The organism is Thiocapsa marina 5811 (genome assembly GCF_000223985.1).
Taxonomy (GTDB): Bacteria; Pseudomonadota; Gammaproteobacteria; order Chromatiales; family Chromatiaceae; genus Thiocapsa; species Thiocapsa marina.
Genome location: NZ_AFWV01000014.1, coordinates 116,665 through 137,172 on the forward strand (window position 1 = coordinate 116,665; position 20,508 = coordinate 137,172).

The following is a 20,508-nucleotide window of genomic DNA, read 5'->3' on the forward strand; positions in this document are numbered from 1 at the left end:
GGCGTAGAAGCCAAAAAAAGGCGCCGCAAGGCGCCTTTTCGGGGATCGTCGAGCGCGTTGACGCCCGACTCTCGGACTGACGGGTGGCTTAGACCGACGGATTGAGCGAGCCCGTGTCACCTTTTCGGGATCGATCGGTGAAGATGCCGATCTCGATCAATTTCGGAAAGAGGACCTGCTCTTCGCGATCGATGCGCTTGTCGACCATATCGAAGATCTCGTGCGTTTCGGCAAGAAAATCCTCCGTGAAGTTGAAATCGCAGTTCTTCAGCCAGTGCTTGTGGTAATCGTCGAAGGTCTTGCGTAATGGCTTCTCCCCGCTGATGAAGCCCCAGGCGATCGACTTGACCTTAGGGTCTTCATGGATGAGGAGGGTCGGGTAGAGGCTACGATCCTCGTCGGCGAGGTGGCTGCGCACCTTGGTGCCCAAATCGCACAACAGCTCGTAAGCGGTTTTTGCATTCGGGCGAATGCGCAGCTGCTCGGGCGTGAGAAGCGATCTGAGATCCTCGATCATCTGACGCAGCTCGCCATGGGTGTGGCGGTAGTCTTCCAGGGTCGGCATACGGCATCCTCCGATTGTTATGGGTTGTGCGGTCGTCGCGGCCCGCAGGACGACGAAACCGCCGCCGCCCCGGGGAGGACTGCATCACGCTGAAGCAACACTCGGATCAGGATGTATACCAAAGCTCAAAAGGTGTCAAAAAGCGGGCACTTATATTCCCGTTTCAACAAATACCCATAAAGCCGCTGCGCATAAACCGCGTCCAGAGTGAAACGCGGCGTTTTCAATTTGTGTCGGGCTCAAGGATTTTTCCGAGCGTTGCGGTGACGTGGTTTAAAATTTAATATTTTTTAATACTTTAAAACCGCGCCAGCTCCACACGTCGTCAAATCTCCCGGGGCTGATCCCATCCAAAGACACCGCATATCGCGCGGGGCGCGGTTTAGACGTCCTCGTCCGCCACCGCATAGATCCCGGCGGCGTTTCGAAAGTAGTCCTTGTAGTCGAGCCCGTAACCGTAGAGATAACGGTCCGCCACCTGCACACCGACGACATCGGCCTCGCAGGCGTGCTCGCGCTCCTTGGACACCAGCACCGCGGTATGCACGCTCGCAGCCCCGTCTTCATGGCATGCCTCGACGATTCGATGCAGCGTGATACCCTCGTCGAGGATGTCGTCGAGCACCAGAACATGCTCGCCGCGGATGGCATCCGACGGACGGTAGCGCCAGACGATCTCCCCGCCGCTGGTTCGGCCTTGATAGCGACTGGCGTGGACATAGTCGACGCGCAATTGAAACCGCAGCCGAGGAAGCAAGAGACCGGCGACAAAGACCGCTCCCGTCATGACGCAAAGCACCAGCGGATCCTTTCCGGCGAGACGCTCGGTGATTGCCGCGGCCATCCGGTCGAGCGCCGCATCGATCTCCTCCGGCGTGACCAGTTGTTGCGCGCGCGCAGCGACGGCGTCGTAGTCGTTCGGGTCGAGCTTCATCCAGTTGCCTCCGGGTCGGTCGGGTCAAGGAGCCCCAGATCGAGCGTCTCGAGCCCCTCGAGAAGAGCCACACACCGCACTGCGCGCTGCCACTCGGGCTGCTCGTGCAGGCGCGCGCGCTCATGCTGACCGCGGCCGTGCATCCTGAGAAGACGCAGCTCCGCCGCGGGGTCGTGGTGATCGGCGAACGCGTCGAGGACCTCGAGCGCCGCCGGGCGATTGTTGCAGACCAGCAGCATATCGCAACCGGCAAGCGAGGCGGCGCGAGCGCGCTCGACCGGGCCACCCTCGGACGCCGCAGCACCCATGCTGAGGTCGTCGCTGAAGATGACCCCCTGAAAACCAAGCCGGCCGCGCAGGATGTCGCGCAGCCAGATCGGCGAGAAGCCGGCCGGACGACCGTCGACGGCCGGGTACAGGACGTGCGCGGGCATGATCCCTTCGAGCGCGTGCGCGATGAGACGCTCGAACGGGATCAAGTCATTCATCAACAAATCGGTATACGGCCTTGGATCGACCGGGAGATCAAGGTGCGAATCCACGCTCACACCGCCGTGCCCCGGAAAATGCTTGCCCACGCCGGCCATGCCGGCGCGACGCACCCCGTCGAGCCAGGCGAGCGCGAGATCGCCGACCGCACGCGCCCGGCTCCCGAAGGCGCGATCGCCGACCACCGGATTCAACCCCCGATCCAAATCGAGCACGGGCGCGAAGCTGAAGTCCACGCCGACCGAGCGCAACTCCGCGGCCATCAGCCAGGCCACCGACTCGCAACTGGCGCGGGCCTCTCTGGGATGGCGACCGTAGAGCTCCGCAAAGTGGCCCGCCGGCGGCAGCCGCGTAAACCCCTCGCGAAAGCGCTGCACCCGCCCGCCTTCTTGATCGACGGCAACCAAGAGATGCGGCTCGCGCAGGCCGTGTATCTCGGCGGTCAGCTCGGCGAGCTGCGCGGGCGAGACGAAATTGCGCGCGAAGAGGATGAGCCCCCCGACCGCGGGATGGCGCAACAGCTCGCGGTCCTCGGCATCGAGCGCCGTTCCCCCGACATCGAGCATGACGGGACCCAAAGACATCGACTAGACCTCCGTTCCCGGACAATACCGGCATCGCGACCGGGGGCCGTTGTAACACAGCAACAGCCTCGCTCCTAGGGCGATTGCGCCGGAGCTGCGCGGCCCGGCCCCGGACCGCTATCATAGTGCCCGCCAGCGAGCGTCCCCACGCGCCGGCAGGGCCTCGAGGCAGGTGTTCATCAGGCGCCTGCCGGCCACTGCGCGCGCATCCCCTATCCAATCCAGCCGACGTCCAACCCAGTAGAGGTCTTCGTCTATGTCGTACCGCCGCCTTCCGCACCTGCTCGTCGTCCTCTATGCACTCTTCACGGCGAGCTGCGGCTCCAATCCAACCTCCGCGCCTGTCGAGACCGCAACCGGGATCGGCACCTCCGGGGCGCGAGCGCCGGCAGCGGCCCCGGCACGAGCGCCGTCCAGAGTCCGTGCGACGGCAGACGGCGAGATCTACGACGGCCCCCCTGCGCTCGCGATCGCTCCGGTCGTCGACGGTCGCGCCGCGGCCTCTCCCGAGGTCTCGCGCTGGTGGATTCAGAAAATCATGGCGGAGGACCTGGACCGCACCGACATGTTCGCCGGCGTCATCGCGCTCGAGCATGCCTCCGAGGCCCACGAGGGAGGTGTGCTCGTCCAACCGGCCCTGACCGGATTGACCTGGACCCGTCCGGATCAGCGCAGCGGGACCATCGCCATGCGGATCCGCGCCAGCGACACCGTCACCGGCCGTGTACGCCTGGACCGTGTCTATACTGCCTCTTGCAGCAACTGCAGGGTATCGCCGGGCCAACCCGCCGTCGCGGGCCCCTTGGGCGTGTTGATGCAGGACGTGGCGAAGGATCTTCGCTAGCGCAGGGGCCGGGACGTTTCGCGAACCGCTCGTTCCCGAGACGCCACTACGGAACGACTCGACGCAACCGCAAGCTCGGCTTGCCCGGGCTCAACGGTCGGGCTCGACCCGGGCGGAATTCAGGGTCACGCCGAGCGGCCCACGGGGGATCCAGGTCTCCACGACCCGCCCCCCGCGGCGGACCCGCACCGCAACCTGCTCGCCGTACTCGCCCTCGGTGGTTTTCCTGCGCAGCTCCGAGAAGTCGAACAACCGCTCCTCGGCGTAAGCCTCGATCAGGTCGCCCGGTTGCAGACCCGCGATCTCGGCGGCGGATCCGGGGATCACGGAATCGATCTTCACCCGGTTCTCCTCCCCCGTGGCAAAGAGGTAGCGATCGTAGATCTCGTCGCCGATCTCTTCACGAAGCGATCGCGCATCGGCGTTGATCCGAGACAGCTCCTCGCGATACTCCGCGCTCCCGAGCCAACCTTCCCGAATCGCCTGATCGCGCAACGAGAGTCGTTCCAGCGAGCGCTGCGCCTCGCGCAGAACCAGATCCTCGGCCAAGCCCGGATCCACGCCCGCGGCCACGAGTGCACCGCGCCGCTCCTCGGCGGTCCGCGGTGCCGGCGGCCGTGTCTCGTCGGCGGCCTTCGCCGCCGTCTCCGAGGCACTCAGGACGCGAGTCAAGCTCTGCTCCACGCTCGACAGGCGAACGCGCAGATCGGTGATCTGCGACTCCAGGCTCCTGAGCGCCTGCGGCGTCGGCGTATCGCCCGCGGAGACCGTCGGCACGTCCGGCGGCATCTCCGCGGGCGCGGCGGCGCCTTCGGTCACACCGAGCGCGGTCGGGATGTGCTCGTCCGTCTGCTCCTCGACGAAAGCGTCGGTCTCGGATCGCGCCGACGGCGCGGGTTCGTTCAGGGCGATGTAGCCGGCGACGGCAACGGCGCCGAAGAAAGCGCCGAACGCGAAGCCGGCGGATAGAAGACGAGCGGCTGATTGCATTGCATCGATCTCCGGTGTCTGGACGTGAGCCTGCGACCGCAACCGATCCGCCGCGTTCCCGAGAGGATCGAGCCGCCGAACAAGGGCGTACGCTTGATCATCGAACCGTCAAAACTGGTAAGCTCGTGTCGGTCATCGACCGCGGCAGCGTTTCCGTTGGTTTTCGGACCCATGCCCCGATGTACCCGCCAATGGCGTAAGGCAGAGCGTGGCGCTCCAGCCGAGCGATGGTCAACGAGGACAGCCTGAGAATGAATGCCAAAAATTTGAATCTGCTGCTGTGGGTCGCCGTCACCATTTGGCTGGTGATGATGTTCAACAGCATGACGACCTCCGACCAGATCGAGTCCCGAAACCTCAGCTACAGCCAGTTCCTCCAGGAATTGTCCGACGGCTCGATCCGCGAGGTCACCATCCAGGACGAAAAGATCAAGGGTCTGAGGACCGACGGGTCCCGTTTCGAGACCTTCGATCCGGGCGATCCCGCGCTCGTCGGCGATCTTCTGGAGAACGGCGTGAGCATCCGCGCCGAGCCGCCCGAGCGCCCGAGCGTGCTGGCTCAGATCCTGATCGCCTGGCTGCCCTTCCTGCTCCTGATCGGGGTCTGGTTCTGGTTCATGCGCCGCAACATGGGCGGCGGCGGTGGCGGCGGCGGGATCTTCAATTTCGGCAAGAGCCGTGCTCGCCAACACGCCGAGGGCGAGGTCAAGGTTACCCTGCGCGACGTCGCCGGCGTCGAAGAGGCCAAGGAAGAGGTCGGCGAGCTGGTGGATTTTCTGCGTAACCCGCAGAAATTTTCGAACCTCGGCGGCCGCATCCCGCGCGGCGTGCTGATGGTCGGCCCTCCCGGCACCGGCAAAACGCTGCTGGCGCGTGCGATCGCCGGCGAGGCGAAGGTACCCTTCTACAGCATCTCCGGCTCGGACTTCGTGGAGATGTTCGTCGGCGTCGGCGCCTCGCGCGTTCGGGACCTGTTCGAGCAAGCCAAAAAGGCCGCGCCCTGCATCATCTTCATCGACGAGATCGACGCGGTCGGGCGCAAGCGCGGTGCCGGGCTCGGCGGTGGCCACGACGAGCGCGAGCAGACCTTGAACCAGCTGCTGGTGGAAATGGACGGCTTCGCGGGGAACGAGGGCATCATCGTCATCGCGGCGACCAACCGAGCCGACGTGCTCGATCCGGCGCTCCTGCGTCCGGGCCGCTTCGATCGCCAGGTGGTCGTCGGGCTGCCCGACCTCGCCGGCCGCGCGGCCATCCTCGAGGTGCACATGCGGAAGGTGCCGATCGCGGACGACGTGGAGGCGCGCACCATCGCGCGCGGCACGCCCGGCTTCTCGGGTGCCGATCTGGCCAACCTGGTCAACGAGGCTGCCCTCTTCGCGGCGCGCGCCGGCCACACCGAGGTCTCGATGCAAATGTTCGAGCGCGCCAAGGACAAGATCATGATGGGTGCGGAGCGCCGAAGCATCGTGATGTCCGAGTCCGAGCGCAAGCTGACCGCCTATCACGAGGCCGGACACGCCATCGTCGGCCGTCTGGTGCCCGAGCACGACCCTGTCCACAAGGTCAGCATCATCCCGCGCGGACGGGCGCTCGGCGTCACCCTGTTCCTGCCCGAGCGCGATCGCTACAGCATGAGCAAACGCCAACTCGAGAGCCAGCTCTCGACCCTGTTCGGCGGACGCCTGGCCGAGGAGATGATCTTCGGGCCCGAGCATGTGACGACCGGCGCCTCCAACGATATCGAACGCGCCACCGATATCGCGCGCAACATGGTGACGCGCTTCGGATTGTCCGACAACCTCGGTCCGCTGGCCTATGCCGAGGACGAGGGCGAGGTCTTCCTCGGTCGCTCGGTGACGCAGCAGCGCCAGGTCTCCCCGGAGACCGCGCAGGCGATCGACAAAGAGGTACGGCAGATCATCGATCGCAACTACAAGCGCGCCAAGCAGATGCTCGAGGACAACCTCGAAAAACTGCACACGATGGCCGACGCGCTGCTGAAGTTCGAGACGATCGGCAAGGATCAGATCGACGACATCATGTCCGGCCGGCCGATGCGCGAGCCCGACGACGATGCCGACAGCGCCAAACCGACCTCCGGCGGAGACCTGCCGAAGGGAGGTGCACCGCGCAAAGAGCCGCCCGTCGTCGGCGGTGCCGTCGGCGGGGTCTGATCAAGGCCCTCGACGGCCCACTCCCGCCCATCGGACGGGCGCACGAAATCAAGCCCTCGCAATCGATTGCGAGGGCTTTTTTGTTTTATACTTCAGCCCGATCGATCGAGCGCCCCGGCCTTGACAACAAGGCCTCGGGGCACCCTCCGGAAACCCCATCAGGATCCCGACAACGTGCCTGCGCCCGCGCTCGTCCTTGCCTCGACTTCGCCCTATCGGCGCCAACTCCTGGAGCGTTTGGGCCTGCCGTTTACGAGCGCCGCTCCCGATATCGACGAACGACGTCGTCCCGGCGAATCCCCGCAGGTCCTGGTCCTGCGCCTGGCCGAGGCCAAGGCGAGGGCGATCGCGCCGACGCATCCGAACGCGCTCGTGATCGGCTCCGATCAAGTCGCCTGTATCGAGGACGACGTCTTGGGAAAGCCGGGCGACCGCGCCATTGCCGTTGGTCAACTGGAGCGAGCCTCGGGGCGGACGGTCGTCTTCCAGACCGGTTTATGTCTGCTCGACACGTCAAGCGGGCACGCGCAAACCCTCGTCGAACCCTATCGGGTCCATTTCAGACGGCTTGATCGGCGGCAGATCGAAGCCTACCTCGATCGTGAGCAACCCTTCGATTGCGCCGGCAGCTTCAAGTCGGAGGGATTGGGAATCGCGTTGTTCGAGCGCCTTGAAGGAGATGACCCCAATACCTTGATCGGCTTGCCGCTCATTCGTTTGATCTCATTACTCGAATCAAAAGGCATACATCCGCTGAGCGCCTAGCCAAGGACGCAGATCCGGGTCGAATTCAAACGTTTTGCACACGCATCGCATTCGCGCGCAATCGCGGTGATCAATTAGCCTATCACACTGAAATATATGAGATTCGATAGAGAAAGCTCAAGCGTTTTCAAGAATAAGAGACTGCCGAGCAGCATCAAGAAAGAAGGCGCTCGCCGTGCAATCGTCCATTGCAAAGACGGCTATCGTGAGCCAATATCAAACCGTCACCGAACAGACTGTATCGAACGCCTTGACCGAGTCGTCGGTGCCGCTGCCCATTCGCATGGCATTGCACCTGCCCCGAACGAGCCGGCACACCCATTCGGAGCATCCGCCGTCGCGGGGTTCAAGGCGCGCCGGGATCACGCTCGAGAGGACATGCGGACCATGCCGACCTATCAGATCAGTTACAGAGGCCTGTCATTCCTGCTCTTGTCGATTGCTCTGCTTGCCTTGGGGGGCTGCGGCGGCGACGGCGGTCAGCGCGATGCCGGGGTGGAGGGCTGGACCCGAGGCGAGGTGGTTGCAGGCTCGGAGACCTTCCCCGTGCCGGCCGAGATCCAGCCCAACGTCGACTTCTGGCGTCACGTCTACGGGATTTGGGGGCGCAGCGATGTCGCGATACACGACGACCGGTACATGGACGTCATCTACGAGGTCGTCAAACTGCCCTCGCCCATCAAGGAAGGCTACACGGACTCGCAGCGCGAGCTGGTGCGCTCCCGGACGGACGCCTACAAGGGCCAGCTCCGGCTGCTCGAAGAGCGCATGCGAACCGGACAGAGCCTCGGCAGCGGCGACAAGGCGCTCCTGGCAAAATTCGAGCAGTCCGGCGGAGGCCGGAGCGCGATCTACGGGTCTGCGGATCGCGTGCGCAGCCAACGTGGTCTGCGCGAACGTTTCCACCGCGGCGTGGAGATCAGCGGGCGCTACGACACCGCCTTCCGGGAGATCATGCGCAGTCACGGTGTCCCGGAGGATCTCGCCTATCTCCCGCACGTCGAATCCTCGTTTCAGACCAATGCCCGATCCGGCGTCGGCGCCGCGGGCGTGTGGCAGTTCATGCCGGCAACCGGGCGGATGTACATGAATGTCGACGGCACCGTCGACGAGCGACTCGATCCCATCACTGCGGCGGACGGCGCGGCGCAGTATCTGTCCCAGGCCCATCGCCGCCTCGGGAGCTGGCCGCTCGCCATCACCTCCTACAACCACGGCCAGGGCGGTATGGCGAACGCCAAGGCGCAACACGGCAACGACATCGGCGCCATCGTGAAGAACTACCGAGGTCAGTACTTCGGCTTCGCATCGCGAAACTTCTACGCCGAATTCATCGCCGCTCGCGAGGTCACGCGCAACGCCGATCGGTATTTCCCGGAGGGCGTCCGCCCGGAGGAGCCTTGGCCCCACGAGCGACTGGTCCTTCAACACGCCATGCCGGTGGAGCACCTCGCCGGACACTACGGCGTGTCCCCGTATCGCCTCGCCGACCTAAACATGCATTGGCGCGACCCCGCACGCGACGGGCGTGCGTATCTGCCCCCCGGCAGCACGGTGTGGCTCCCGGCCGGAACCAAACGGCGCGTCGCCAGCCATCCGCCGCCGGTCTCCAATACGATGGTCGCCCGTGCCGAGCCCAAGGCATCGCCGGTGGCTCGTCAGGCCATTGCCAAGGTCGATCGGCCCGTCGCCAAACCGACAACCAAGTCGACGGCCTCGGCGAAGCCCGCGGCGAAAGCGCCCGCCAAGCAGATCGCCAAGTCATCCGCCGCTCAAACGTCGAAAAAATCGACCAGCGCGGCGCGCTACCATGTCGTGAAGCCGCAGGAGACGCTCTATCGCGTCGCGGTTCAGAACGGCATCACGGTCGCCGAGCTGCGCAAGCTCAATAAGATGCGGCCCGACGACAACAAGATCCGTCCGGGACAGAAGCTCAAGGTCAGCATTTAAACCGCGTTCAGAGGGACATTAACGGAATTTGAGCGAGTCCGGCGTGGTGCGAACCAACGACGGTCGGCGCGACGCGGTTTAAATGAAGTTTAAAAACAAAGATCCGGAAAACAAGCCTACGGCAGTTCGTCGGCTCTATGGGGCTCGACTTTCCGCTTGCGGACCCAGCAGCTACCGGCCGCGTGTTGTTGTTTCGGGGCGTCCGTCGCAGTGACGCTATGGGTCGAGAGCATTGGCTTTGCTGCGGCGGCGCTCACCACAGTCTCCTTCGTGCCGCAGGTGGTGCACACCCTGCGCACCCGCGACACGCGGGCCATCTCGCTTTGGATGTATGCGCTCTTCAGCGCAGGCGTCGCGCTCTGGGGACTTTACGGTCTCATGATCGGCTCCTGGCCCGTGATCACCGCGAACGTCATCACCTTGGCGCTCGCCTCCATCGTTCTGTGGCACAAGCTCCGCGAAAGGCCGCAGAGTCCGCCCGGGTAGCTTTCCGGTTGTAGTCGTCCTCTTTGAAGCGTCCCGGGTGCCGGCGGGGTCCCGCTCCACCGGACGCTCTCGGGCAGTCGGATCGGCTGAAGAAGACGACTGCAAGTCGTCTATCCCGGGGCGTGTCGAGAGATTCTTTCCCGGAAATCACCTTAAACCACGTCGACGCCGACTTCGCAGATTAAAGACCAACGGGCTGTCTTCTCAAAACCACGCATACCCTGCCCGACGCGGTTTAAAGCACCTTGCTCACCCATTTGACCGCCATGTCCTGCGGGTCGCTCTCGATGCGAAACCCGAGCGACTTGACCAGGGCCAGCATCCGACTGTTGGCGCTGAGCACCTCGCCGTCCATGACACGAAAGCCGCGCGAGCGGGCGTTCTGCATCAAAGAGCGCATCAATCTCGCGCCGATTCCGAGGTTTCGCCAGGTATCGGAGACCACGATCGCGAACTCGCAGGCCTCCCCACCCGGTCGTGCCATATAGCGGGCCACACCGACCTGGACATCGGCCCCGTCGTGCTCGACCACGCCGATCAGGGCCATCTCCCGGTCGTAGTCGATCTGGGTGAAGCGCACCAGCATCTCGGGCGTCAGCTCCTTGATCGCCTGCATGAACCTGAAATACTTGGTCTGCTCGGAAAGCCCCCGAACGAACTCCTGCTCCATCTGGGCGTCTTCCGGACGAATCGGTCGAATCACCAGATCCTTGCCGTCCGGCAGCTGGACGCGCTCGATGAGGTGACTCGGATAGGGATGGATCGCCATGTGCCCATAGGTGGTCTGCTGGGGCGGACGATAATCGACCTGGATGCGCGCATCCACGGCGACGACATCCTTGTCGTTGCCGATCAGCGGGTTGATGTCCATCGAGATAATCTCGGGCAACTCGCAGACCATCTCAGAAACCCGTTGAAGAATCTTTGCCAAGGCCACGCGATTCATCGGCGGCATATGCTGAAAGGCACCCATAAGACGCACGATCCGGGTGTGGTCGATCATGGTCTGGATGATGAAGGCGTTGAGCGGCGGCAGACCGAGCGCGCGGTCTTCGAGGACCTCGACCTTGGTGCCGCCGGCACCGAAACTGATGACGGGACCGAAGATCCGGTCCCGGGTCACGCCGATCATCAGCTCGCGTGCCGCACGTGTGGAGGCCATGTGCTCGACCGTGATCCCTTCCATCCGGGCGTCCGGACGCAGCCGCTTGGCACGCTCGACGATCTCGGTGAAGGTCCGGCGCACCGATTGGGCATCGTCGATATTCAGACGCACGCCGTCGACATCGGACTTGTGCTCCAGATCCGGCGAGTTGATCTTCATCACCACCGGAAAGCCCAGGGCTTGTGCCGCCATCAGGGCCTCGTTCGGCGTGCGGGTCAACACCGCCTGCATGGTCGGGATGCGAAACGCGGAGAGGATCGCCTTCGCCTCGACCGTGCCCAGGGTCTTGCGTCCCTCGGCCATCACGCCCTCGATGATCAGGCGCGCGCCCTCCACGTCCGGCGCGTCCTCCTGCGAGAGCGGGCCGGGCGACTGCATCAGTAGCTTCTGGTTGCGCTGGTGGGTGGCGAGGAAGGAGAAGGCATCGATCGCCACCTCCGGGCTGTCGAAGTGCGGCACGTCGTGCTCGGCCAAGAGCTCCTGGGCCTCGGCGACCCGCTTCCCACCCATCCAACAGGCGAGCACCGGCTTGCGGCTGTCCTTGGTCGCCGCGATGACCTGCTCGGCAGTCGCAACGGGGTCTCCGAACACCAAGGGCGCCAGGATACAGAGCACACCGTCGACCTCCGGGTCCGCCAGACAGGCGTCCAAGGCAAGCCGATAGCGCTCCGGCGGGGCGTCGCCGATGATATCGATCGGGTTGCCGTGCGACCAATGGTCCGGCAACGCCTTCTCCAGCGTCTGGCGCGTCGTATCGCTGATCTGGGCGAGCGAGAGCCCAAGCTCGATGATGCGATCGGCAGCCAGCACACCCGGTCCGCCGCCGTTGGTGATCACGGCGATGCGGTCGCCCGCCAGACGCCGACGCGTCCCGAAGACCTGTGCGGCCGCGAACAGCTGATCCAGATTGGAGACCTGCACCACGCCTGCGCGCTCGGTGACGGCGCGGAAGACGTCGGCGGAGCCCACATAGGCACCGGTGTGCGACTTGACCGCACGGGTCCCGGCCGGATGCCGCCCCGCCTTGACCACGACGACGGGTTTCAACCGCGCCGCCGCACGCAGCCCGCTCATGAAATGGCGCGCGTTGCGGATCCCCTCCACGTAAAGCAGGATGCATTGCGTCTGGCTGTCCAGGGCGAGATAGTCGAGCACGTCGCCGAAGTCGACATCGGCCGCCGCACCCAGCGAGACCATCGCCGAAAAACCGATACGCCGGCGCTCCGACCAATCGATCATCGCCGTACAGATCGCACCGGATTGCGACACCAAGGCAACATTGCCGCGGCGTGGAAGATCTTGTCCGACGCTGGCGTTCAAACCGTGTTGCGGACGCATCGCCCCGATGCAGTTGGGTCCGAGGACGCGGATACGGTTGCTGCGGGCCGCTTCGACCATCCGCTCCTGAAGCGTGATCCCGCGTTCGCCGTACTCGCCGAAACCGGCCGAGTGGACCACCGCCACCTTGACCCCGTAGCCGCCGCACTGATTGAGGATCGCCGGAACGCGATCGGCGGGCGCGGCGATCAGCGCCAGGTCCACATGTTTGTCGAGCTGAGCGAGGTCGCGATAGCAAGGCTCCCCGGCCACCTCCTTGTACTTGGGATTGATCGCGTAGGCATTGCCTTTGAATCCACCGGCCAGCAGATTGCGAAACACCATGCCGCCGATGGACCCCTCGCTGTCGCTGGCGCCGAAGACCGCCACGGCGGTCGGCGTGAAGAGTTGTTCGATATCGGATACGCGCATGGAATCGCCCTCCCGGGCAATAAAAAGGATTAAGCTAAACCGCGTTCGAAACGCGTCCGGCGCGACACGCGCAGGTACTGCATCGGCTTCGGTCTCGGATGCATCCACGGGTATCGGCGTCGACGCGTTTCGAAGACGAAACGATAGGATTCAGGGATTCGACACCGGCGCCTCGACACGCCGAACGACAACGAGAATTGCCCGGGCGCCGTTAGGGTCCCGCGCGCGATCAATGCCTTGAGGACCTTTGCATGAACCTCGCCTTTGTTTCTCACCCATTCTGTCAGCAGCACAAGATGGGCGCGCACCATCCCGAGTGTCCGGAGCGGCTCTACGCCATCCAGGATCGCATGATCGCCTCGGGGATGGAGATGTTGGTCACCCACTACGACGCACCCGAGGCGAGCGTGGCGCAGTTGACCCGCGTGCACGATGCGGACTATGTCCAGGGACTGATCGACGCCGCCCCGGAGGTCGACGACGTCTTGGTCTGGGTCGACGGCGACACCGCCATGAACAGCCACACCCTGCCCGCTGCCCTGCGCTCGGCCGGCGGCGCCATCCTCGGGGTCGACCTGGTGATGAGCGAAAAACATCACGCTGCCTTTTGTTGCGTGCGCCCGCCCGGCCATCATGCCGGACGGCGCTCGGCGGGCGGATTCTGTCTCTTCAACAACGTCGCCGTCGGCGCCGCACATGCGATGGCCGAGCACGGCATCAAGCGGATCGCCATCGTCGATTTCGACGTCCATCACGGCAACGGAACCGAGGAGATCTTCAGCGGCGACGAGCGGGTGCTCTTCTGCTCGAGCTTCCAGCACCCCTTCTATCCCGGATGCGGCGCGGATACCAAGGCGCCGAACATCCTCAACCTGCCACTCCCCAAGCTGACCGACGGGGCCGCCTTCCGGGCCGCCGTGGAGGCCGCATGGCTGCCCAAGCTCGACGCCTTCGCGCCTGAGCTGATCATGATCTCGGCGGGGTTCGACGGGCATGTCGAGGACGACATGGCGCACTTCAATCTGCGCGAGCCCGATTATGCCTGGATCACTCGCGAGCTCCACCTGCTCGCACGCCGGCATGCACAAGAGCGTGTCGTGTCCTGCCTGGAAGGCGGCTACAGTCTGTCCGCGCTCGGACGCAGCGTCAGTGCCCATGTCGATGAATTGATCGGGCACGCATGATGCCATCGCGGCGATACGGATCGGGGTCGAGAGGGGCGTCCCAACAGCCTGTTGCGTTGCAGCATTAGGATAGAGAGGTCCCGCCCGTGCCGCAATGCCGATCACGCATCCATCAGATGCCGATCATGCTTGCAGCGCCCCGCGCCGGACAGACGGCGCCGGGGTTGTCATCCGGACCCAACGGCCTGACCTTTGCGAAACCACGACGGGCGCCGCCTTTCGATGCGCCCCGCCGCGGAGCCCGACCTGCCACGAAGCTCAGTCAACCACCGGATCGGAGAGACTCATGAGAAGAACATCGACCCACATGGCCGCGTTGCTCCTCTGCGCACCTCTCGTTGCAGGCGCCGCCATCCAAACCGAACGCGTCGAATATCGCGACGGCGACACCGTCCTGACGGGGTACCTCAGCTACGACGATGCGATCGAGGGCAAACGACCCGGGGTGCTCGTCATCCATGAGTGGTGGGGCCTGAACGACTACGCGAAGAAACGCGCGGAGATGCTCGCCGAGCTCGGCTATGTCGCCTTTGCCGCCGACATGTACGGAGACAACAAGGTGACCGACCATGCGCCGGACGCCAAGGGCTGGATGGAGCAGATCACCGCCAATCAGTCGGCTTGGCAGCAACGCGCCATGGCCGGACTCGACACCCTCAAGGCCAGCGAGCGCGTCGATACCGAGAAGCTCGCCGCCATCGGCTACTGCTTCGGCGGCGCCACCGTGATGCAGATGGCCTATGCCGGCGCCGATCTGGACGGCGTTGCGAGCTTTCACGGATCCCTGCCCCCGGCAAGCAACCTGGAGCCCGGCACCATCAAGCCCAGCATCCTGATCGCCCACGGCGAAGCCGACAGCTTCGTCCCGCCCGAGCGTATCGCCGCTTTCAAGGAAGGACTGGACACCGCCGGAGCCGATTGGCAGATGATCATCTACTCGGGCGCACGCCACGGCTTCACCAACCCGGGCGCCGCCGCCTACGGCATGGACGCACTCGCCTACGATCCCAAGGCCGATGCGCGGTCGTGGACATTGATGCAGGGATTCTTCGACGAGGTCTTCTCGGACTGAACCGCGTTCGGCTGGACATGCTCGCCCTTACAAAATCCCGGCCGTAGGGTGGACAAGCGGCGTAGGGTGGACGAGCGAGAGCGAAGTCCACCGCGTCTCGCGCCGGCGCTGGTGGACTGCGCTGTGCTTGTCCACCCTTGGCGACTTGGCCAGGTGTATGAGCAAGCCCGGGCAACGCGAGGGCGGGGGCCGACACGTCCGGCGGTCGCTCCGAGTGCAAGCGTGACACCAGGCGGCTCGATCCCGAACACCCCACAACCCGATCCCAATCGACCCGAGACCGAATCCCTCAATGCCGAGCACCGTCATCCTCTGGTTCCGTCGCGATCTGCGTCTCGACGACAATCCAGCGCTGCAAGCGGCCCTGATCGACTGCGACAGACTCGTACCCGTCTATGTCCACGATCCAGACTCGGAGGCGCCTTGGGCGCCCGGTGCGGCGAGCCGGTGGTGGCTGCACGGCAGCCTGGCGAGCATGGACCAGGCTCTGCAGACGTTCGGCACTGGGCTCTTGATCGCACGCGGGGACGCCCTCGCCGAGCTGCGGCGCATCGTCGCGGCGACCGGCGCCACCCGGATCCACTGGAATCGTCTCTACGATCCGACCACGCGTGATCGCGATGGGCGGATCAAACAGGCCCTGCGGGCCGATGGCCTGCGTGCGGAGAGCCACAACGCATCCCTTCTGTTCGAGCCCTGGGAGATCGCCACCGGCACCGGCGAGCCCTACCGGGTCTTCACCGCCTTCTGGCGCCGCTGCGGCGCTCGGCTTTCCGATGTCGGCCCCCTGCCCGCCCCGACGACCTTGCCGCCGCCTCCCGAGTCGCCCGATTCGCTCCCCCTCGAAAACCTCGCCTTACTGCCGCGCATCCCCTGGGACACTGGATTGCGCGAGACCTGGACGCCCGGCGAGACCGCCGCGCTCGAGCAAGCCCGCGCCTTCGTGCAGGGCCGAATCCAGGGCTACGCGAGCGCGCGCGATCTGCCGGCCCTCGCCGGGACATCCGCGCTCTCGTCGCACCTGCACTTCGGCGAGATCGGTCCGCGGCGGGTCCTCGCCATGGTCAGGGAGCAGTGGGACGACCCGACCGCGGATCCGGTCGAGACCTTCGTGCGCGAGATCGGCTGGCGCGAATTCGCTCACCATCTGATCTATCACTACCCGCACACCACCGACGAGCCGCTGGATCGCCGCTTCGCCGCTCTACCTTGGCGCGAAGAGGATGCCGATCGGTTGCTCCGGGCCTGGCAACGCGGGGAGACCGGCATCCCGCTGGTCGATGCCGGCATGCGCCAGCTCTGGCACACCGGCTGGATGCACAATCGGGTGCGCATGGTCGTCGCCTCCTTCCTGACCAAGAACCTGCGCCTGCCCTGGCAGGCCGGCGCACGCTGGTTTTGGGACACGCTGGTCGACGCGGATCTCGCCGCCAACAGCCTCGGCTGGCAATGGAGCGCCGGCTGCGGGGCGGACGCCGCGCCCTACTTCCGCATCTTCAATCCGGTCCTGCAGGGCGAGCGTTTCGACAAGAGCGGAGCCTACGTCCGACGCTGGTGCCCGGAGCTGGCCCGGCTGCCGGACAAGTACATCCATCAACCCTGGACCGCCCCGAGCGCACTGCTCGAGCACGCAGGCATCCGGCTCGGGCGCGATTACCCGGCCCCGATCGTGGATCTCAAGGCGTCGCGGGAAGCGGCTCTGGCGGCCTACGAGGTCGTCAAGGCGGCGGGGCGCTGACCCGGCGCGAACCGGACGGTTCGATCCCGCCGAGGCCCGGCAAGACCGCGCGGGCATTGGCCGTCGTGAGGGCGGCCAAGACATCGGGCGACTCGCCCCTGACCTCGGACAGTGCCTGCAAAACATCGGGTAAATACTCGGGACTGTTGCGCTCCCCCCGGTGCGCAGCCACCGTCATATCCGGCGCATCCGTCTCGAGCACGATCGACTCGCCCGGCAGCTCGGCGGCCAGACGGCGCAGACGCGAGGAGCGGGTGAAGGTCAACATCCCTCCGAAGCCGAGCCGGAAGCCCAGATCCAGATACCGATGTGCCTGCTGGATGCTGCCGTTGAAGGCATGCGCGATACCGCCCGGCACACCGATCCGCTTCAGGGCCGTCAAGACGTCGTCGTGCGCCTTGCGCACATGCAGGAGAACCGGCAAACCGGCGGATTTGGCAATCGACAACTGCGCCTCGAACAGCGCCAGCTGACCCGCCCGATCCAGCTCGGGCAGGAAATAGTCCAGACCGATCTCGCCGAGCGCGAGCAGCCGATGCTCGGCGATCGCACGCTCCAGCGCATCGAGATCGGCGTCACGGTGCCGGTCGAGAAAGAGCGGATGCAGACCCAGCGCCGGATAGAGATCGTCCGCCGAGGCACAGAGCGCGAGCAGACCGTCCCAACCCGCCGCATGGATCGCCGGAACCACGATCGCGGCCACGCCAGCCGAGCGCGCCCGGACCAACACCGCATCCCGATCGGCATCGAACTCGGCAACATCCAGATGACAGTGTGTATCGATCATGAGTCGCCTCCCGGACCGAGAAGCGCCGCAGGGCGGGCAAGCGCGTAGGTTGAACAAGCGACGCGCAATCCATCAGCGCCGCCGCAGGGCTCGGTGCCCTTCGCTCTCGCTCGTTCACCCTACAGGCCGGTCGCTCCTCTTCCCGAAATCACCTTAAGCCGCGTCCGCTCCGGCGCCCTGAATGCGCTCGACCCGGATTCACCCGAAACCCGCCCATACCGCGACAGACGCGGCTTAAGCCGCCGAGCGCTGATCGCGCACCATCAACGCCTTGTGCGGTCCGCGACCGACCTGCCGCTCCTCGATCTCGAAGAGCTGGATCGCCTTGAGCAGCCCGCTGAGCTTGGCATAGCCGTAGTTGCGCGAGTCGAACTCGGGGCTGCGTTTGGCGATCGCCGAGCCGACCGCCCCGAGCCCGGCCCAACCGGTGTCGTCCGCCGCGCTGTCGAGTGCCGCACGCAGCAGGTTGACCAGCTTGGCATCGCGCTGCAGATCCTTGCCGCTCTTGCGCGTGGTCGAGTCACCGCCGGCGCCCTCGCGCAACACCTCGGTGTAGACGAACTTGTCGCAGGCCGCGACGAAGGGCTCGGGTGTCTTCTGCTCGCCGAAGCCGTAGACGGTCATGCCCGATTCGCGCAGCCGCGAGGCCAGACGGGTAAAGTCGCTGTCGCTCGAAACGATGCAGAAGCCGTCGAAGTTGCGCGAATAGAGCAGATCCATGGCGTCGATCATCATGGCGCCGTCCGTGGCGTTCTTGCCCTTGGTATAGCGAAACTGCTGCATGGGCTGGATCGAGTGACGCAGCAGCGTCTCCTTCCAGGACCCCAGATTGGGCAGGGTCCAATCCCCGTAGATACGCTTGACGTGGGCCGTGCCGTATTTGGCGACCTCGGCGAGAAGCCCCTCGACGATGCTCGCTTGTGCATTGTCTGCATCGATGAGCACGGCAAGTTTGAGATTGGCGATATCCGACATCCGCGGTCTTCCTGTCGATCGATCTTTGAAATCAGTGGATTCCGAGCAACTCGGAGCGTGCTCGTCAGGAGGGTAGACGAGACGCGGCGCAGACCGTCGTCACCAGATCAAGTCGTCCGGGACCTGGTAGTCGGCATACGGATCGTCCGCGTCCTTCTCCTCGACGGACTTGTTGTGGACCAGGACCAGGCTTGCATCGCGCGCGGCCACCCGAACGGCGATCTCCGCGGGAACCACCTCGTAGAAGGCATCCTGACGCACCACGGCCAGGGTTCCCGCGACCAGCTTCGCGTGCTGCTCCTTGTCGACGTAGATGCGTTTGAGCTTCGTCCCGTCGGTAAAGTTGAAGGCCAGATCGCTGCGATCGCGCACCACGCGGTGGGTGTGAATGAGTTGGCGAATCTCGTTTTCGGCGGCACGCAACGCCGCCTCCTCCTGCCGACGCAGATTGAGCTCGCGGTCGCGCTCGAGCTTCTCGCGACGTGCACGCTCGGCGGCCTGACGGGCCTCGTTGTCGACCGCCGCGTTCCGCGGACCGGCATGCTGCTTGGTCTTCTTGTGCTTGGTGGAACGGGCCTGCTTGAGCTTCTGCTCGTCGACCAAGCCGGCCTTGAGCAATTGGTCCTGCAACGAGTTGCCCACGGTGTGGATCTCCGAAAAAGATGTCGACGATCGCCCGGTCCGCCCACGTCCGCGAGGCGGCGGCGGATACCCGAACGCCCGAGCCGGACGACAGGATCCGACAGGCGCGCCCGCGACGCAAGCATGCGTCGTCCTTGCGCCTGCCCGAAAGTTCCCCCCGGCGAACACCGGGGTTAGAATCCCGCGCGCCGCCGTTGCACCGTTCCGCGATCGGCCTCGCCGCTGTATGCTCTTGGACCGCGTATCCTCCCACCCACTCGTTCATGGACCCTCGGAGTTCTGCTGATGCCCCGTCTTTCAATCGTTGTCGCGCTTGCCCTGTCGATCATCGTGCCGACCCATGTCTTCGCCGCCGACGTGCTGGGATACGTCGACATGCAGAAAGTCCTCGAGGAGAGCAAGCTGGGCAAGCGTCTGCAAGATCAATTGCGTGAAAAGTTCGAGCCGCGCGGCCAGGAGATGGCCGCCGAGGAGCAGGAAATTCGCAAGCTCCAACAGTCGCTCGAGCGCGATGCCCCGCTGATGAGCGCAGATCAGGTCAGTAAGCAGGAGGCCGACGTACAAAAACGCATCGAAACCTTCCAGAAGAAGGCAAACGCGATCCAGGAGGAGATCATGAAGGTCCAGCAAACCAAGAGCCGAGAGATCATCGGCCCGGCGCGGGACTCCATCACCGCCGTCGCCAAGAAGAAGAAGATCGGCATGGTCGTCGAGCCCGGGATGACCGGATTGCTCTACATCGACGAGACGCTCGACCTGACCCCCGAGGTCATCAAACACCTGGATGCGAACACCAAGTAAATCGGCAGGCATCCGGAGCATTCGGTATGAACGGGCTATGTCCGACCCGTTGCGCTGCGGTATCATTTTCAGGCACCCAGCCGAAATCGCCGCTGCGCTTGCATCCGGCGGCCGGAGCGGCCCCGACCACACGACCACCGGCGCGAGTACTGCGCGGGTTATTGCACCCTTCTGAGGAACGGACATCATGCTTGGCGAATCACACGACCTCCTTCACGAGTTCCCCGATCTCGAAACGAAGATCGCGACCCTGCGCTCCAACAATGCCGAATTCGCGCGACTCATGGATGACTACGACGCACTCGACGCGCGGGTACGCGACCTCGAAGAGCTCGGCACGCCCGTCGCCGACGAGACCATCGAGGAGCTCAAAAAGGAACGCCTGGTGCTGAAGGACACGCTCTACGGTATTCTGCGCTCCTGACGGCGCATTCGGGTTGCCGAACAACGCGGTCCCCGAGTCGGGCTGCCCGGCACCGGCAACCCGACCGTAACGCGCCCTCGATATCGGACGAACGGCGTTCCGCCCTCACGTCAGCTGTCCCCGGCCATCGTGCAGGTCAGCGAGAATCGGATCCCGTCCAGGCCCCTCATTGCGTCCTGGACAACCC

18 protein-coding genes are annotated in these 20,508 nt (G+C 64.9%); 10 read left to right on the plus strand and 8 right to left on the minus strand.

Features of this window, described 5'->3' with window-relative positions; all coding sequences use genetic code 11:
• Positions 1-88: 88 nt before the first annotated feature.
• The 3 genes from THIMADRAFT_RS19515 to nagZ all read right to left on the minus strand — a co-directional run bounded on the left by THIMADRAFT_RS19515 (position 89) and on the right by nagZ (position 2,572).
• Positions 89-565 carry a hemerythrin domain-containing protein gene (locus THIMADRAFT_RS19515; RefSeq protein ID WP_007194822.1) on the minus strand — a complete coding sequence of 159 codons (477 nt, stop codon included), beginning with the start codon at positions 563-565 and terminating at the stop codon, positions 89-91.
• 382 nt (positions 566-947) lie between these two features.
• A complete protein-coding gene (locus THIMADRAFT_RS19520) occupies positions 948-1,499 on the minus strand; it encodes a hypoxanthine-guanine phosphoribosyltransferase (RefSeq protein ID WP_007194823.1) in 552 nt (183 codons plus the stop codon).
• Positions 1,496-2,572, minus strand: a complete 1,077-nt coding sequence (gene nagZ, locus THIMADRAFT_RS19525) for a beta-N-acetylhexosaminidase (RefSeq protein ID WP_007194824.1) — start codon at positions 2,570-2,572, stop codon at positions 1,496-1,498. Before nagZ ends, THIMADRAFT_RS19520 begins: the two co-directional genes overlap by 4 nt.
• A 256-nt stretch (positions 2,573-2,828) precedes the next feature.
• On the opposite strand from nagZ, the gene THIMADRAFT_RS19530 reads away from it, so the two are divergent.
• Positions 2,829-3,416 carry a hypothetical protein gene (locus tag THIMADRAFT_RS19530; protein WP_007194825.1) on the plus strand — a complete coding sequence of 196 codons (588 nt, stop codon included), beginning with the start codon at positions 2,829-2,831 and terminating at the stop codon, positions 3,414-3,416.
• A 90-nt stretch (positions 3,417-3,506) separates the two neighbouring features.
• Here THIMADRAFT_RS19530 and THIMADRAFT_RS19535 read toward each other — a convergent pair whose 3' ends face one another.
• The gene (locus THIMADRAFT_RS19535; protein WP_007194826.1) at positions 3,507-4,406 is read right to left on the minus strand and encodes a PDZ domain-containing protein; all 900 of its coding nucleotides are present in this window, start codon (positions 4,404-4,406) and stop codon (positions 3,507-3,509) included.
• Between the two features lie 251 nt (positions 4,407-4,657).
• Here THIMADRAFT_RS19535 and ftsH point away from each other — a divergent pair, with 251 nt between their 5' ends.
• The 4 genes from ftsH to THIMADRAFT_RS19555 all read left to right on the plus strand — a co-directional run bounded on the left by ftsH (position 4,658) and on the right by THIMADRAFT_RS19555 (position 9,784).
• Positions 4,658-6,583 (plus strand): ATP-dependent zinc metalloprotease FtsH, encoded by a 1,926-nt coding sequence (gene ftsH / locus THIMADRAFT_RS19540; protein ID WP_040732795.1) that lies wholly within the window; start codon positions 4,658-4,660, stop codon positions 6,581-6,583.
• A 174-nt stretch (positions 6,584-6,757) separates the two neighbouring features.
• On the plus strand, positions 6,758-7,348 hold the full coding sequence (locus tag THIMADRAFT_RS19545) for a Maf family protein (RefSeq protein ID WP_007194828.1): 591 nt from the start codon (positions 6,758-6,760) through the stop codon (positions 7,346-7,348).
• A 387-nt stretch (positions 7,349-7,735) separates the two neighbouring features.
• On the plus strand, positions 7,736-9,298 hold the full coding sequence (locus tag THIMADRAFT_RS19550) for a lytic transglycosylase domain-containing protein (protein WP_007194829.1): 1,563 nt from the start codon (positions 7,736-7,738) through the stop codon (positions 9,296-9,298).
• Between the two features lie 210 nt (positions 9,299-9,508).
• Positions 9,509-9,784 (plus strand): SemiSWEET family sugar transporter, encoded by a 276-nt coding sequence (locus tag THIMADRAFT_RS19555; protein ID WP_007194830.1) that lies wholly within the window; start codon positions 9,509-9,511, stop codon positions 9,782-9,784.
• A 235-nt stretch (positions 9,785-10,019) separates the two neighbouring features.
• Here the strand turns inward: THIMADRAFT_RS19555 and THIMADRAFT_RS19560 are convergent, their stop codons facing one another.
• A complete protein-coding gene (locus tag THIMADRAFT_RS19560) occupies positions 10,020-12,698 on the minus strand; it encodes a bifunctional acetate--CoA ligase family protein/GNAT family N-acetyltransferase (RefSeq protein WP_007194831.1) in 2,679 nt (892 codons plus the stop codon).
• A gap of 251 nt (positions 12,699-12,949) precedes the next feature.
• On the opposite strand from THIMADRAFT_RS19560, the gene THIMADRAFT_RS19565 reads away from it, so the two are divergent.
• The 3 genes from THIMADRAFT_RS19565 to THIMADRAFT_RS19575 all read left to right on the plus strand — a co-directional run bounded on the left by THIMADRAFT_RS19565 (position 12,950) and on the right by THIMADRAFT_RS19575 (position 16,692).
• Entirely contained in the window at positions 12,950-13,882 is a 933-nt protein-coding gene (locus THIMADRAFT_RS19565) for a histone deacetylase family protein (protein WP_007194832.1), read from the plus strand.
• A gap of 286 nt (positions 13,883-14,168) precedes the next feature.
• Positions 14,169-14,954, plus strand: a complete 786-nt coding sequence (locus THIMADRAFT_RS19570; RefSeq protein ID WP_007194833.1) for a dienelactone hydrolase family protein — start codon at positions 14,169-14,171, stop codon at positions 14,952-14,954.
• Between the two features lie 292 nt (positions 14,955-15,246).
• Positions 15,247-16,692 carry a cryptochrome/photolyase family protein gene (locus THIMADRAFT_RS19575; protein WP_007194834.1) on the plus strand — a complete coding sequence of 482 codons (1,446 nt, stop codon included), beginning with the start codon at positions 15,247-15,249 and terminating at the stop codon, positions 16,690-16,692.
• Here THIMADRAFT_RS19575 and THIMADRAFT_RS19580 read toward each other — a convergent pair.
• The 3 genes from THIMADRAFT_RS19580 to THIMADRAFT_RS19590 form a co-directional block, all read right to left on the minus strand.
• Positions 16,673-17,479 (minus strand): TatD family hydrolase, encoded by an 807-nt coding sequence (locus THIMADRAFT_RS19580; RefSeq protein WP_007194835.1) that lies wholly within the window; start codon positions 17,477-17,479, stop codon positions 16,673-16,675. The genes THIMADRAFT_RS19575 and THIMADRAFT_RS19580 overlap by 20 nt on opposite strands.
• A gap of 234 nt (positions 17,480-17,713) precedes the next feature.
• Positions 17,714-18,454, minus strand: coding sequence for an NYN domain-containing protein (locus THIMADRAFT_RS19585; RefSeq protein ID WP_007194836.1), 741 nt, complete (start codon positions 18,452-18,454; stop codon positions 17,714-17,716).
• Positions 18,455-18,553: 99 nt separating this feature from the next.
• Positions 18,554-19,096, minus strand: coding sequence for a DUF2058 domain-containing protein (locus THIMADRAFT_RS19590; protein WP_007194837.1), 543 nt, complete (start codon positions 19,094-19,096; stop codon positions 18,554-18,556).
• A 285-nt stretch (positions 19,097-19,381) separates the two neighbouring features.
• Here THIMADRAFT_RS19590 and THIMADRAFT_RS19595 point away from each other — a divergent pair, with 285 nt between their 5' ends.
• Both THIMADRAFT_RS19595 and THIMADRAFT_RS19600 read left to right on the plus strand, forming a co-directional pair.
• Entirely contained in the window at positions 19,382-19,897 is a 516-nt protein-coding gene (locus THIMADRAFT_RS19595) for an OmpH family outer membrane protein (RefSeq protein ID WP_007194838.1), read from the plus strand.
• A gap of 187 nt (positions 19,898-20,084) precedes the next feature.
• Positions 20,085-20,321 (plus strand): YdcH family protein, encoded by a 237-nt coding sequence (locus tag THIMADRAFT_RS19600; protein ID WP_007194839.1) that lies wholly within the window; start codon positions 20,085-20,087, stop codon positions 20,319-20,321.
• Positions 20,322-20,508: the final 187 nt, after the last annotated feature.

Coding starts and splice junctions, on each gene's coding strand:
- THIMADRAFT_RS19515 (WP_007194822.1), bottom strand. CDS start 565: ATGCCGACCCTGGAAGACTACCGCCACACCCATGGCGAGCTGCGTCAG.
- THIMADRAFT_RS19520 (WP_007194823.1), bottom strand. CDS start 1,499: ATGAAGCTCGACCCGAACGACTACGACGCCGTCGCTGCGCGCGCGCAA.
- nagZ (WP_007194824.1), bottom strand. CDS start 2,572: ATGTCTTTGGGTCCCGTCATGCTCGATGTCGGGGGAACGGCGCTCGAT.
- THIMADRAFT_RS19530 (WP_007194825.1), top strand. CDS start 2,829: ATGTCGTACCGCCGCCTTCCGCACCTGCTCGTCGTCCTCTATGCACTC.
- THIMADRAFT_RS19535 (WP_007194826.1), bottom strand. CDS start 4,406: ATGCAATCAGCCGCTCGTCTTCTATCCGCCGGCTTCGCGTTCGGCGCT.
- ftsH (WP_040732795.1), top strand. CDS start 4,658: ATGAATGCCAAAAATTTGAATCTGCTGCTGTGGGTCGCCGTCACCATT.
- THIMADRAFT_RS19550 (WP_007194829.1), top strand. CDS start 7,736: ATGCCGACCTATCAGATCAGTTACAGAGGCCTGTCATTCCTGCTCTTG.
- THIMADRAFT_RS19560 (WP_007194831.1), bottom strand. CDS start 12,698: ATGCGCGTATCCGATATCGAACAACTCTTCACGCCGACCGCCGTGGCG.
- THIMADRAFT_RS19565 (WP_007194832.1), top strand. CDS start 12,950: ATGAACCTCGCCTTTGTTTCTCACCCATTCTGTCAGCAGCACAAGATG.
- THIMADRAFT_RS19570 (WP_007194833.1), top strand. CDS start 14,169: ATGAGAAGAACATCGACCCACATGGCCGCGTTGCTCCTCTGCGCACCT.
- THIMADRAFT_RS19575 (WP_007194834.1), top strand. CDS start 15,247: ATGCCGAGCACCGTCATCCTCTGGTTCCGTCGCGATCTGCGTCTCGAC.
- THIMADRAFT_RS19580 (WP_007194835.1), bottom strand. CDS start 17,479: ATGATCGATACACACTGTCATCTGGATGTTGCCGAGTTCGATGCCGAT.
- THIMADRAFT_RS19585 (WP_007194836.1), bottom strand. CDS start 18,454: ATGTCGGATATCGCCAATCTCAAACTTGCCGTGCTCATCGATGCAGAC.
- THIMADRAFT_RS19595 (WP_007194838.1), top strand. CDS start 19,382: ATGCCCCGTCTTTCAATCGTTGTCGCGCTTGCCCTGTCGATCATCGTG.
- THIMADRAFT_RS19600 (WP_007194839.1), top strand. CDS start 20,085: ATGCTTGGCGAATCACACGACCTCCTTCACGAGTTCCCCGATCTCGAA.